Annotated in this window: 10 protein-coding genes; 3 read left to right on the top strand and 7 right to left on the bottom strand. The window is 71.8% G+C overall.

Going from position 1 to position 13243, the window contains the following annotated elements; all coding sequences use genetic code 11:
* Positions 1-29 precede the first annotated feature (29 nt).
* Positions 30-1748: an NAD(P)H-dependent oxidoreductase subunit E gene (locus tag C4T42_RS11775; protein ID WP_020094841.1), complete on the bottom strand. Its 1719-nt coding sequence runs from the start codon at positions 1746-1748 to the stop codon at positions 30-32.
* Between the two features lie 62 nt (positions 1749-1810).
* The gene (locus C4T42_RS11770) at positions 1811-2125 is read right to left on the bottom strand and encodes a hypothetical protein (RefSeq protein ID WP_020094840.1); all 315 of its coding nucleotides are present in this window, start codon (positions 2123-2125) and stop codon (positions 1811-1813) included.
* Positions 2126-2375: 250 nt separating this feature from the next.
* On the opposite strand from C4T42_RS11770, the gene mobB reads away from it, so the two are divergent.
* The 3 genes from mobB (at position 2376) to C4T42_RS11755 (ending at position 4647) form a co-directional block, all read left to right on the top strand.
* Positions 2376-2894, top strand: coding sequence for a molybdopterin-guanine dinucleotide biosynthesis protein B (gene mobB / locus C4T42_RS11765; protein ID WP_042675035.1), 519 nt, complete (start codon positions 2376-2378; stop codon positions 2892-2894).
* A 4-nt stretch (positions 2895-2898) separates the two neighbouring features.
* The gene (gene glp / locus C4T42_RS11760) at positions 2899-4155 is read left to right on the top strand and encodes a gephyrin-like molybdotransferase Glp (protein WP_020094838.1); all 1257 of its coding nucleotides are present in this window, start codon (positions 2899-2901) and stop codon (positions 4153-4155) included.
* A 138-nt stretch (positions 4156-4293) separates the two neighbouring features.
* Positions 4294-4647: an avidin/streptavidin family protein gene (locus C4T42_RS11755; RefSeq protein WP_020094837.1), complete on the top strand. Its 354-nt coding sequence runs from the start codon at positions 4294-4296 to the stop codon at positions 4645-4647.
* 93 nt (positions 4648-4740) lie between these two features.
* Here the strand turns inward: C4T42_RS11755 and C4T42_RS11750 are convergent, their stop codons facing one another.
* From C4T42_RS11750 to C4T42_RS11730, 5 genes are all read right to left on the bottom strand, one after another.
* Complete coding sequence (locus tag C4T42_RS11750) at positions 4741-5952, bottom strand: acyl-CoA dehydrogenase family protein (protein ID WP_020094836.1); 1212 nt, start codon at positions 5950-5952, stop codon at positions 4741-4743.
* Between the two features lie 282 nt (positions 5953-6234).
* A complete protein-coding gene (locus C4T42_RS11745) occupies positions 6235-8388 on the bottom strand; it encodes a PAS domain-containing protein (protein WP_103985125.1) in 2154 nt (717 codons plus the stop codon).
* Positions 8389-8545: 157 nt separating this feature from the next.
* Positions 8546-10240: an AMP-binding protein gene (locus tag C4T42_RS11740; protein ID WP_020094835.1), complete on the bottom strand. Its 1695-nt coding sequence runs from the start codon at positions 10238-10240 to the stop codon at positions 8546-8548.
* A gap of 64 nt (positions 10241-10304) precedes the next feature.
* Complete coding sequence (locus C4T42_RS11735; RefSeq protein ID WP_020094834.1) at positions 10305-11219, bottom strand: hydroxymethylglutaryl-CoA lyase; 915 nt, start codon at positions 11217-11219, stop codon at positions 10305-10307.
* Positions 11216-13234 (bottom strand): acetyl/propionyl/methylcrotonyl-CoA carboxylase subunit alpha, encoded by a 2019-nt coding sequence (locus C4T42_RS11730; RefSeq protein WP_042675034.1) that lies wholly within the window; start codon positions 13232-13234, stop codon positions 11216-11218. Before C4T42_RS11730 ends, C4T42_RS11735 begins: the two co-directional genes overlap by 4 nt.
* Between the last annotated feature and the right edge of the window lie 9 nt (positions 13235-13243).

The raw sequence follows: 13243 nt of genomic DNA, 5'->3' as shown, positions 1-13243 counted from the left end.
GATAGAATTCGCCGGTACCATCGGTTGCCTCACTCGGCAGCCGCGGCGCGCGGGGCGGGGAACAGGTCCGGGAAGTACTTGATGACGCTGCTGAGCGGGTTCGAGGCGGCCTGGCCGAGGCCGCAGATCGAGGCGTCCCGCATGCACTGGGACAATTCGCCCAGGAGCTCGGTGTCCCAGACGCCCTGCTCCATCAGGATGCGGGCCTTCTGGGTCCCCGAACGGCAGGGGGTGCACTGCCCGCAGCTCTCGTCCTCGAAGAACTTCATCAGGTTCAACGCGGCGCCGCGCACATCGTCCCGGTCGGACAGGATCACGACGGCGGCGGAGCCGATGAAGCAGCCGTACTTCTCCAGCGTCCCGAAATCGAGCGGGATGTCGTTCATCGACGCCGGCAGGATGCCGCCCGACGCGCCGCCCGGCAGGTAGGCCGCGAAGGTGTGGCCCTCCGCCATGCCGCCGCAATACTCGTCGATCAGTTCCTGGATGGTGAGGCCGGACGGGGCGAGCTTCACCCCCGGCTCCTTCACGCGCCCCGAGACCGAGTAGGAGCGCAGGCCGACGCGGTCGTTGCGGCCGTGGCTCTTCCACCAGTCGCCGCCCCGCTCGATCAGGTCGCGGACCCAGAACAGCGTCTCGATGTTGTTGATCAGCGTCGGACGGTTGAACAGGCCGACCTGGAACGGGAACGGCGGCTTGTGCCGCGGCAGCCCGCGCTTGCCTTCGAGGGACTCGATCAGCGAGGATTCCTCGCCGCAGATATAGGCGCCGGCGCCGCGGCGCAGGTCTATGCGCGGGCCGCCCGCGGGGAGCTTCGCGATCTCGCGCGTCAGGATCTCGCGGGAGATGGGATACTCGTCGCGCAGGTAGATGTAGACCTCCGGCGCCTCGACGACGTGGGCGCCGATCAGCATGCCCTCGAGGAAGCGGTGCGGGTCGGTGTTGAGGTAGAGCTGGTCCTTGAAGGTGCCCGGCTCGCCCTCGTCCCCGTTGACCGCCATCAGCCGGGGCCCGGGCTCGCCGCGCACCGAGCGCCACTTGCGCCCCGTCGGGAAGCCCGCGCCGCCGAGGCCGCGCAGGCCGCCGTCGTCGAGCACCTTCAGGACGTCGTCGACCGGAAGGTCCCCGCTGCGGAGCCGGTCGAGGGTCGCGTACCCGCCGGCGGCCCGATAGGCCTCGTAGTCGACGTAGTCCGGGATATGGGCGTGCGTGTCGCCGGCCTCGACCGCGGCCCGCACGGAGGCGAGGTCGGCCTTGTGCAGGAAGTTGTGCCCGACCTCGACGGCGGGCGCGTGGTCGCACAGGCCGACGCAGGGCGCGCGCACGACGCGGACGGCGTCGGAGGCGAGTTCCCGCTGGAGCGTCTCCAGCAGCTCGTCGGCGCCGAACATCGCGCAGGTGATGCTGTCGCAGACCCGGACGGTCAGCCGCGGGATCGAGGCGTCACCCTCCTTCACGACGTCGAAATGCGCGTAGAAGGTCGCGGTCTCGAACACCTCGGCGAAGGCCAGGGCCATCTCGTCGGCGAGCGCCGCCAGGTGCTCGGCGCTGATCTGGCCGTAGGTGTCCTGGATCAGGTGCAGGTGCTCGATGAGCAGGTCGCGCTGGCGCGAGCGGGAGCCGAGAAGCTCCTCGATCTCGACCTTCGCCCGCGGCTCGACCTGGCGCCCCTTGGGGACGCTGCGCGCCTTGTTCCGCCCCCGGCCGGGATGCGAGAAAGTCCTGACTGTCCCCGGTGCCTCACTCATGCGGTATCTGATTTCCAACTGCTGGGACGGGTGGTCGCGGTGTCCTGAGGGCCGGTCGGAGGTTACTGGCCGCCGAAGGCCCGGAGCGGCTGGCCGGCCTCGGACCGCGGCTTCATCGTGGCCGTGCCCGTCGCCTCGTCCAGGGACGTGACCCTGGGTCCGACGACGGAGCGCAGCTCGGTCTCGAACGCGTCGAGGGCGTCGTTCAGGCGGTCCATCAGGGAGCCCGGCGCGTCTCCGGCCGGCGACGCGGCCGCCTGGGCGAGCGCGTCGCGGACCCGGCCGGCGAGCTCCTGCGTGAGCGGCGGCTTCGCGTCGGCGCAGTAGGCGTCCGTCACGATGGCGGCCCAGTCCGCCGCGGAGGATGCGTCGCCCATGCTCAGGCCTGCGCGATCGAGGGACGGTTGAAGTCGTGCATGGCGTGCCCGTTCGGGTCCGTTGGCGTGGCGCTCGCTCGTGGCATACCAAATGGCAGCCGTTATAGCGGAGGTGTTATATCGTTTTTGAAGTCGTTTCAATTTGCGTGACGCCGGGGTCACGCGTCCCGGCGGTGCGGCCGACGCTTGCCCTGAGCCCTCGCGCGGGGCAGTGGGAACGGCACGAGAGGGGCTGTCAGCGGTGTCCGGCATGCGCGTAATCGGACTCGCCGGGTGGAGCGGGGCCGGCAAGACCAGCCTGCTGGTCCGGGCCATCCCCCTGCTCGTCGCCCGCGGGGTGCGGGTGGCGACCATCAAGCACGCCCATCACGACTTCGACACGGACTGGCCTGGGAAGGATTCCTACGAGCACCGCAGGGCGGGCGCGAGCGAGGTTCTGATCTCGTCGGGCCGCCGCTGGGCCCAGGTCCACGAGCTGCGCGACGAGCAGGAGGCGAGCCTCGGCCAGCTCCTGCGGCGGATCAGCCCGTGCGACCTCGTCGTCGTGGAAGGGTACAAGCGGGAGCCAATCCCCAAGATCGAGGTCCATCGCGCCGAGAACGGCCGCCCGCCCCTCCATCCGCTGGACACCACCATCGTGGGCATCGCGAGCGACGTCGCGTTTCCGGCCTCGGGCATTCCCGTCGTAGATCTGAACGACGCGGCGGCGGTGACGGGGCTGATGCTCGACGTGGCCGTTCCCTTCGAAGACGTCCTCGGGAGGCTCTAGCCGGATGGCCCAGCTCAGCGACGACTGCTTCGCGTTCGGCGGTCCTCTGATGACCATCGAGGACGCGCACGCGCTGTTCGGCGAGCGGCTCGCAGCGATCGTCGGCACCGAGGACGTTCCCGTCCCGGACGCCGACGGGCGCGTCCTGGCCGAGGATTGCGTCGCGCCCATCGACGTCCCGCCGTTCCCCAACTCGGCCGTCGACGGTTACGCGGTCCGTTTCGCGGACCTGCGCGCCTCCGATGCGACGATCCTGCCGGTCGGCGCGGTCGTCGCGGCCGGCGCCTCCCCCGAAGGCGTGTCGGTGGCGGGCTCGGCCGCCCGGATCTTCACCGGGGCCCCGATGCCGGCGGGGGCCGACACCGTCTTCATGCAGGAGGACGTCCAGGTCCTGCCCGACGGCCGGGTGTCCCTGCCGCTCGGGCTGAAGCGGGGCGCCAACAGCCGCGACGCCGGCGAGGACGCGGCGAAGGGCTCGACGATCATCGCGGCCGGCCGGCGTCTCCGGCCGCAGGACCTGGCCCTGGCGACCGCGGTCGGCCTGCGCACGCTGAAGGTCCGCCGCACCCTGCGGGTCGGCGTGTTCTCGACGGGCAACGAACTCGTCGAGCCCGGGTCGCCCCTGGGGCCGGGCGCGATCTACGACTCGAACCGCGTCCTGCTGCTCGCTCTTCTCCGGCGGATGGGCGTCGCGGCGCGCGACCTCGGCGTCATCCGCGACGACCCGGCGGCCCTCGCGGCCAGGCTCTCGGCGGCGGCCGCCGAGCACGACGTGATCCTGACTTCGGGCGGCGTGTCGACCGGCGACGAGGATCACGTGAAGACCGCCGTCGAGAGCATCGGGCGCCTCGTGTTCTGGCGGCTGGGGATCAAGCCGGGACGGCCGGTCGCGATGGGCATGATCGACGGCAAGCCGTTCCTGGGCCTGCCGGGCAACCCGGTGGCTGTCTACGTCACCCTGCTGTTCGTGGTGCGGCCGCTCCTCGCCCGGCTCGCCGGCGAGGCCTACGCGCCGTCGCGCGGATTCACCGTCAGGGCGGCCTTTCCCTATCGGAAGCGCGCGGGCCGCAGGGAGTTCGTCCGGGTCAGCCTCGCCCGGGACGCCGACGGCGCCTGGGAGGCCCGGAAGTTCCAGCGCGACGGCGCGGGCATGCTGTCATCGCTCACCGAATCCGACGGCCTCGTGGAGCTGGAGGATGACCGGACCGAGGTCGTGCCGGGCGACGCCGTGCGGTTCCACCCGCACGGGGCCCTCTGGTAGCGGGGCCGCGCTCAGGGCCTCACGAGACGCGGACCGCGCCCCAGCATTGCCGGGCTCGCGCATCCGTTATATCAAATCTGCTATATCGCTTGTGATGGGCCGTGCGAGCGGCCGCTCGATCGGCGGGCTTGAGCAACGATGTTCGATGGTGTCTGGCGGAGCCAAGCCGGCGCGGAACTCCGCCTCCTCCAGATGGGCGAGGCGGTCTCCGGGACCTACACCGCCGCCGATCCCGGCTTCGCGCAGACGCATCGAAGCCGCATCCTCGTCGGCACGGCCGAGGGCGACATCATCGGCTTCGTGACCAGCACGTCGTCGCCCCAGGAGATCACGGCCTGGACCGGGCGCCTCGTCCGGACCGACGAGAAGACGGCCGAGGCGATCCACGCGGTCTTCCACGCCGTCGAACGGTCCTCGCAGCCGAAGGCCGTGGCCGATCACGTCGCGCTCGAGACGACCATCTTCTCGAAGGTCGAGAACGCCTGTTCGTGAAGCCAGGGTCGCGTCCCTCCTCGATGGGGTCCCGAGGAACGGGGGCGACCGTGGCGCGAGGAGCGGTCGGCGCATGCGTGATCGGCGACGGCTCTAGATGAACGGCGCGTCGGCTTCGAGGCCCAGAAGGATGCGGCCGGTCGGCACGAGCAGCCGGTCCTGATAATGCATGTGCTGGCAGGCCGCGTAGACATCGCGGAGCTGGCGCGCGAACGGCAGGTCTTCGAGGACGGCGGAACTGCCGGCCGCCTCGTACATGCTCGTGACCACCTGCTTCCCGACATGGCCCGCGTACCAGCAGGCCCGCCGAAGCTTGGCCTGCCACGCGAGCGTTATCGGACGGCCGTTCTCGGCTTCCCACCAGAATTCGGAGACCGTGTCCCGGGCGAAGGCGCGCGCGGCTTCGAGGCTCGTCTCGGCACGCGCGATCGCGACCTGGACATCCTCGCGAAGTCTCAGGGGCACCTTGCCGCCATGCGGCGTCTTCGTCTGCGCGAGATCGATGAACGCGTCGATCGAGGCCCGGGCGATCCCGAGCGGAACACCGATGGCGGCGATCGCGGCCGCCGATGCCATGGGCAGCATGTAGAGGGGCCTTCTGTCGCGAGGCATCATGAGGCTCGCGCCGTCGATGGTCTGCGCGTTCGGCACCCAGATGTCGGTGCACGCGACGTCGTGACTCCCGCTGGCCCGGAGCCCCCCGGCATTCCAGTTGCCGACGACCTCGACATCCTTCGAGGCGATGAAGACGCCGCGCAGCGACGGCCGCCCGTTCTCGTCGAGCTTCGGCCGCTCGCCCTCGATCTCCACACACATCAATGCGGACACGGAACTGTAGCGGCAGAAGCTCGCCCAGGACCAGCGTCCGTTGATCCGCCAGCCGGATCCATGGCGAACCGCTGTTCCCGTCGGCTGGCCGCTCCCGCTGCCCGCGAACTTCCTGCCGGCAGGGATGAGCGAACGCATCACGTCCGCGTCGATCAGGTCGGCGAAGCGTGACGCGCCCCCGGACGAGATCGCGGCGCACCAGGCGACCGAACCGTCGAGTTCCGCCAGAGCTTCGATCGCCGCCAGGACGCTCAGCGGATGCGCTTCAGGACCGCCCAGGCCCCGCGGAAGCCAGAGCTGCGCGAGACCGGCGTCGATGAGCGCCTCTGCGACCGGCTCCGGCAGGTCCGGGCCGACAGCGAGGGCCGACCGGTGCTCCGCGATGAGGGGCCGAAGCGCCGCGACGGTCGCGAGAAACGCCGCGTCCGGATCTCCGGCTCGCGCGGCAGGGCGGATCGAGGGGGCGACACCGTTCATTCTCAGACCTCATGACTGTCCGAGATGCATAGTAAGTTCGGTGATCGGCCGCTTTCGTGTCTGTCGGAAGAGTTTTTGGTTACGATCGTAACTGGGGCGCCGTCAGACGATATTATCTGCCGGTCGGGACGCGGTAGATCGCGCTGTAACGGTTGTCGTTGAATTTTCTCGCGCTGGATCCGAGATGATGATGCTCGAATGCTTCGGGTGGACGGTCTCGTGATCGCGGAAGCCGCTGACCAACGTTGACGGATCGCGCGCGCATCGCGGCCTTCGCGCAACCTAGGACACCGGCATCTCGATGCGGCAGCGCACGCCGTCGCGGTCCAGCGCGTACTCGACCGTGGCGCCCAGGGCATATGCCAGCGCCTCCTGGATCAACTCGGTCCCGTAGCCGCGGCGGGTGACGCGCGCCGCCTGCGCGGGCAGGCCGCTCTCGATCCAGCACAGGGCCAGTCGGCGGCGCTCGCGCCGGTCGCGCACGATCTCCCAGGTGACGCTGAGATGGCCGGTCCCGGTCTTGAGCCCCCCGTGCTTGACCGCGTTGGTCGTCAGCTCGTGGACGGCGAGGGCGAAGTTCTGCACCTGTCGCGCGGTCAGGTGCACCTCGGGGCCGGCGACGGTCATGCGGTCGGTCGCGCCGTCGACGTAGGCGGCCAGCTCGGCGCGCACCAGCGCGCCCACCTCGACCGAGTCGCTGCCGTACTGGCTGAGCAGGCCCTGCGCGCGGCTGAGCGCCTGCAGCCGCGCCTCGAACGCCTCGACCGAGCTGCCCTGCCGCAGTGTCTTGCCCGCCACGGCGCTGACGACGCCGAGGAGGTTGCGCGTGCGGTGCTGCAGCTCGTTGATCAGCACTTCCTGGCGCGCCAGCAGCCTGTGGTGGTCCGTGACGTCAATGTTCACCCCCGACCACTTGCGGATCGACCCGTCGGGGTTCGTGATCGGCACCGCGCGGACGTTCGACCACCGCCAGGACGCGCTCGGGGCGTGCCACAGGCGATACTCGTGATCGACCGCCGTCCGCGTCGCGACGGCCTGCCGCCACTTCGCTTCCGTGAGCGCCCGGTCGTCCGCGTGGATCGCGTGGATCCAGCCGCGCCCGAGCCACTCGTCCGGGCGCTGCCCGGTGAACGCGCGCCAGCCCGGGCTGTCGACCTCGATGAGGCCCTCGGCCGAGGCCTCCCAGCTGAACTGACCGAACCCCTCGACCAGCCCGCGGAACCGCTCCTCGCTCGCGCGCAGATCGTCCTCCACCCGCTTGCGCGCGGTCACGTCGCTGGCGGCGCCGAACCATTCGCGGATCTCGCCGTCATCGTCGAGCAGCGGCACGGCCCGGGACAGCGCCCAGCCCAGGCTCCCGTCCGCCTGCCGGACGGGGTGCTCCAGCTCGAACATCGTCTTGGATCGGATCGCCCGCTGGATGGCCTCGCGCAGGCGCGGCTGGTCGGCCGGATCGATGTAGGCGCTCAGCCAGTCGTCGTTCGGGGTGACGGTGTCGGCCAGGAAGCCGCGGCCCTCCAGGACCCGCAGCTCGCTCCAGTCCGGGCTCATGCGGTAGATGACGTCCGAGCTGGCCGTGACGAGGGCGCGGAACCGCTCCTCGCTCGCGCGCAGCCGATCCTCGGCGCGCTTGCGCTGGAGGATGTCCTTGAACAGGACCGCCACCTGCCGCCGTTCCGGCGCCCCGATCGGGAAGGCGTAGACCTCGTACCAGCGCCCGAGCGCGTCGGCGCGGTCCTCGAAGCGTTCCGCCTTGCCGGTTCGGACGATCCGGCCGTAGGTCTCGAACCAGTGCGGCTCGAGGTCGGGCGCCAGCGCCCGGACCGTCCGGCCGACCGCGTCGCGGAGCCCGGTCTGCTGCTCGAAGGCCGCGTTCACGGACAGGAAGCGGTAGTCGACCGCCCGCCCGGCCGCGTCGAGCAGGACCTCGATGGTGCAGAAGCCCTCGTCGATGGCGTCGAAGAGGTGGCGGTACCGGGCCTCGCTCGTCCGCAGCTTGGCCTCGGCGCGCAGGCGCTCACCGATCTCGAAGCCGGTCATGTGGACGGCCATGACCTTCCCGTCGGCGTCGCGCACGGGCACGAGGAGCGCGTCGAAGACGTCCTCCGCGGCGCCCTCGCCGCGGGTGTCCAGCGGCTGCCCGGCCACCTGCACGGCCTCGCCCGCGAAAGCGCGCGCGTAGAAGTCCGCGACCGTCGCCCACCCCTCCGGGAACGTGCGCGCGAGCGGCCGGCCGAGACCCTCGGGGTGCCGGGCGCCGTAGAGCCGGGCGGCGGCGTCGTTGTAGATCAGGAGGCGCTCGGGCCCGCAGACGAGGGACGCGACCAGCGGGCTGGCGAGCACCTGCTCGACCATCACCTTGAGGCGCTCCGGCCAGCGGGCGGGCGGCCCCAGCGGCGTCCGCTCCCAGCCGAAGTCGCGGATGCGCGCGGCCATCTCGCCGTCGCCCTGTGGCCATGCCGACACTGATACGCCGCCTCGGTGATGTCGCGCGCCAGCATGTCCGCTCGCGGCGCGCGCAGCAACGTTCAAGCCCGATTGGACGACGAAATCTTCGTTCCGCCGGGCGATGACAGCATTCGCGGGGACCGGCTCAGGCCGTCTCGGATCGCGCGAGGCCCAGCTGCTCCTCCACGCACCGACGCATCACGAATTTCTGGATCTTTCCGGAGACCGTCATCGGGAAGGCGTCGACGAACTGGATGTATTTCGGGATCTTCTGATGCGCGATCTGCCCCGCGCAGAACGCGCGCACTGCCGGCTCCGACAGGGTCTCGCCGTCGCGCAGCCGGATCCAGGCGCACAGCTCCTCCCCGTATTTCGGGTCGGAGACCCCGAAGACCTGGACGTCCTGGATCTGCGGATGCCGGAAGAGGAACTCCTCGATCTCGCGCGGATAGATGTTCTCGCCACCGCGTATGACCATGTCTTTGATCCGGCCGACGATGTTGCAGTACCCCTCCGCGTCCAGCGTCGCGAGGTCGCCGGTGTGCATCCATCCGGCGGCGTCGAGAACCTCCGCGGTCCGCTCCGCGTCCGCCCAGTAGCCGAGCATGACCGAGTAGCCGCGCGTGCACAGCTCGCCGCGCTCGCCCCGCGGGGTCACGCGTCCCTCGGGATCCACGATCTTGACCTCGAGATGCGGGTGGATCCGGCCGACGGTCGTGACGCGCCGCTCCAGCGGGTCGTCGCTCGAGCTCTGGAAGCTCACCGGGCTGGTCTCGGTCATGCCGTACGCGATGGTGACATCCCGCATGTTCATTTCCTCCACGACCCGGCGCATCACCGCGATCGGGCACGGCGCGCCCGCCATGATCCCGGTCCGCAGGGAGCGGAGATCGAAGCGCGCGAACTCGGGATGGTCGAGCTCGGCGATGAACATGGTCGGCACGCCGTAGAGCGCGGTGCAGCGCTCGGCCTGCACGGTCTCCAGTGTCGCGCGCGGATCGAAGCCCTCGCCCGGAAAGACCATGGCGCAGCCGTGGGTCAGGGCCGCGAGATTGCCCATCACCATGCCGAAGCAATGGTAGAGCGGCACCGGGATGCAGATCCGATCCTGGGCGGTCAGCCGCATCGCGCGGCCGACGAAGTGGCCGTTGTTGAGGATGTTGTGGTGGGTCAGCGTGACGCCCTTCGGGGCGCCCGTCGTGCCGCTGGTGAACTGGATGTTGGCCGCGTCGTCGAACTGCATCGCGTCGGCGAGGTCGCGCAGGGCGCCGGTGCCGGCCGCGTCGCCCCGGGCCGCGACCGCGTCGAACGGGACCGTCCCCGGGGCCGGCGGTCCGCCGATCTGGATCACCGTGCGCAGGTGCGGCAGGCGGGCGGCAGACAGCCGGCCCGGCCCGGAGGCGGCGAGTTCGGGGGCCAGGGTGCCGAGCATCCCGAGATAATCGCTGGTCTTGAACGCCGTCGCCGTCACCAGGGCGGTGCAGCCGACATTGTTGAGCGCGAATTCCAGCTCCGACAGCCGGTAGGCCGGGTTGATCGTCACCAGGATCAGCCCCGCACGGGCGGCGGCGAACTGGGTCAGCACCCACTCGGCGCGGTTGAGCGACCAGATCCCGATGCGGTCGCCGGGCCGGAGGCCGAGGGCGAGCAGGCCGGCCGCGAAGGCGTCGGCTTGGTCCCTCAGCTCGCGCCAGGTCCATCGGACGCCCTGGGCGTGCGCGACCAGCGCCAGGTGATCCGGCCACGCCGCGGCGGCGCGATCCAGGGCCTGGCCGATGGTCAGGCCGAGCAGGGGCTCGCCGATCGCCCCGTGGACATAGCTCACCGCCCGGTCGCTCATGTCGTCCTCCCTCGTTCCTCCGAACGCGCGCGCCGCCGCGGCGCTGTCCGAGGCCGCCCGTCGATCAGGGTGTCGGCGGCGGCGCGGCGGCCAGCGCGCGGGCGACCTTCGAGGCCGGCTCCCGGCCGAGCTGGGACGCGATCGACCGCCCGGCCGCGGCGAGGGCATCGAGATCGATCCCGGTCTCGATGCCCATGCCGCGCAGCATGTAAACGACGTCCTCGGTGGCGACGTTGCCGGCGGCCCCCGGCGCGTAGGGGCAGCCCCCGAGGCCCGCCACCGCGGCGTCCACGGCCGACACGCCGAGTTCGAGGCAGGCGAGGATGTTGGCCAGGGCCTGCCCGTAGGTGTCGTGGAAGTGCAGGGCGATCGCCTGCAGCGGCACGTCGGCGGCCACCCGCTCGACCAGCCGCCGGGCCGCGCGCGGCGTCCCGGTCCCGATCGTGTCGCCGAGGGCGATCTCGTGGCAGCCCATCGCGTGGAGGGACGCAGCGACGCGGGCGACCGCCACCGGCGCGACGTCGCCCTCGTAGGGGCAGCCCAGGACGCAGGAGACGTAGCCCCGCACCCGCAGGTCGTTCGCGCGCGCCGCCTCCAGCACCGGGGCGAAGCGGTCGAGGGTCTCGGCGATCGAGCCGTTGACGTTGCGCCGGGAGAAGCTCTCGGAGGCGGCGGCGAACACCGCGATGTCCCGGACGCCGGAGGCGAGGGCCCGCTCCAGGCCCTGCAGGTTCGGGACCAGAACGGAATAGCCGACCTCGGGCCGGGGGCGCAGCCGCGCCAGAACCTCCGCGGTCTCGGCCATCTGCGGCACCCATCGGGGCGACACGAAGCTGCCGGCCTCGATGCGGGTCAGCCCGGCCTCGGCCAGGGCCTCGATCAGCGCCACCCTGGCGGCGATCGGCACCGGCGCGGGCTCGTTCTGGAGCCCGTCGCGCGGCCCGACCTCGATCACCTGCACCCGGGCCGGATAGCTCATGCGGGCCGCTCCTCCGCCGCGAAGGTGACGATCTCGGTGCCCTCCTCGACCATGTCGTCGACGGCGTGGCGGGTCTCGGCGACGGTGCCGGCCTGCGGCGCGCGGAGGGTGATCTCCATCTTCATCGCCTCGATCACCGCGAGCGGCGCGCCCTTCTCAACGGCATCACCGGGCCGCACCCAGAGCTGGGTCAGGCGGCCCGGCACGGGCGCCGTCACCCGGTCGCTGCCGGACGCCTCGGTCCGGGGCGGGGCGAGGGGATCGACGTGGACCAGCGTCGCGTTCCGGCCGCCGACGATCACCGTCAGCTCCGCGCCGCGGCGGACCGTGCGCAGCCGGCGCCAGACGCCGTCCAGCATCAGCCGCTCGCCCTCGGCGTCCTCGGCGAGCGCCGCCAGGACGGTGCCGCCCGGCAGGTCGAGGCGGGCGCTGCCGTCGGGGAGGGGGCATGCCCGCAGGGTGACGGGCGGCGCGTCGCCGTGGCGGAACTGCAGCTCCTGGTAGCCCGCCCCGTTCATCCGCCACGCATCCGGATCGGCCCAGGGCGACCACGGGTCGCCGCTCGCCAGCGCCTGCGCCGCGACGGCCGCGCGCCGGTCGCGCAGGACGGTCAGGGCGGCGGCGGCCCAGAGCGCGGGATCGATTGCACCGGTCGCGAGCGGCGCCAGCAGGTCGTCGGCGTGGCGGGCGATGAAGCCGGTGTCGAGGTCGGCCGAGCGGTAGGCGGGGTGGCCGGCGACGGCGCGCAGGAGATCCAGATTGGTCGTCACGCCGACCACCTCGTAGGCGGCGAGGGCGGTTGCGAGCTGCCGGATCGCGGCCGCACGGTCCTCGCCCCAGACGACCAGCTTGGCGATCATCGGGTCGTAATCCGGGGTGATCCGGTCGCCCTGCACGATGCCGGTCTCGACCCGCACCCGCCCCGGCACCTCCGGCGGCTGGCGCAGGTGGGCGAGGGTGCCGACCGCCGGCAGGAAATCGCGCGCCGGATCCTCGGCGTAGACCCGCGCCTCGATGGCGTGGCCGCGCAGGGCCAGATCCGGGGCGCCGAGCGGCAGCCGCTCGCCCGCGGCCACGCGCAGTTGCCACTCCACCAGGTCGAGGCCGGTGACCATCTCGGTCACCGGGTGCTCGACCTGGAGCCGGGTGTTCATCTCCATGAAGTAGAAGGTCTCGCCCTCGGCGATGAACTCCACCGTGCCGGCGCCGACATAGCCGACCGCCCGCGCCGCCGCGACCGCGGCCTCGCCCATCCGCGCGCGCCGGACCGGATCCATCCCCGGGGCGGGCGCCTCCTCGATCACCTTCTGGTGGCGGCGCTGGATCGAGCAGTCGCGCTCGAACAGCGAGACGGTGTTGCCGTGGCTGTCGGCGAAGACCTGGATCTCGATGTGCCGGGGGCGGGTCAGGTACGCCTCGATCAGCACCCGGTCGTCGCCGAAGGACGCCCGCGCCTCGCGCTGCGCGCCGGCGAGCGCGGCCTCGAACGCCGCGGCGGCCTCGACGACGCGCATGCCCTTGCCGCCGCCGCCGGCCGAGGCCTTGATCAAGACCGGGTAGCCGATCCGGGCGGCCGCCTCCTTCAGCGCTGGGACATCCTGCGCGGCGCCGTGATAGCCCGGCACCAGCGGGACCCCGGCGCGCTCCATCAGCGCCTTGGCCTTGGCCTTGGAGCCCATGGCGCGGATCGCCGCCGGGGGCGGGCCGACGAACACGAGGCCGGCCCCGGCGCAGGCGCCGGCGAAGTCCGCGTTCTCCGACAGGAAGCCGTAGCCCGGATGGATCGCCTCCGCCCCGGCGCGCCGGGCGACGTCGAGGATCCGCTCGGCCACGAGGTAGCTCGCGCGCGCCGGGGCGGGCCCGATCGGCCACGCCTCGTCGGCCATCCGGGTGTGTCGGGCGCCGGCATCCGCCTCCGAATAGACCGCGACCGTGCCGATGCCGAGGCGCCGGGCGGTGGCGATCACCCGGCAGGCGATCTCCCCGCGGTTGGCGATGAGGATCTTGCCGAACATGGCCGCCCC

Source organism: Methylobacterium sp. 190mf (assembly GCF_900107945.1).
In the GTDB taxonomy this organism is placed as follows: Bacteria; Pseudomonadota; Alphaproteobacteria; order Rhizobiales; family Beijerinckiaceae; genus Methylobacterium.
Note: the sequence above shows the minus strand (reverse complement) of the source record. Positions and strands in the feature narration are given on the sequence as shown.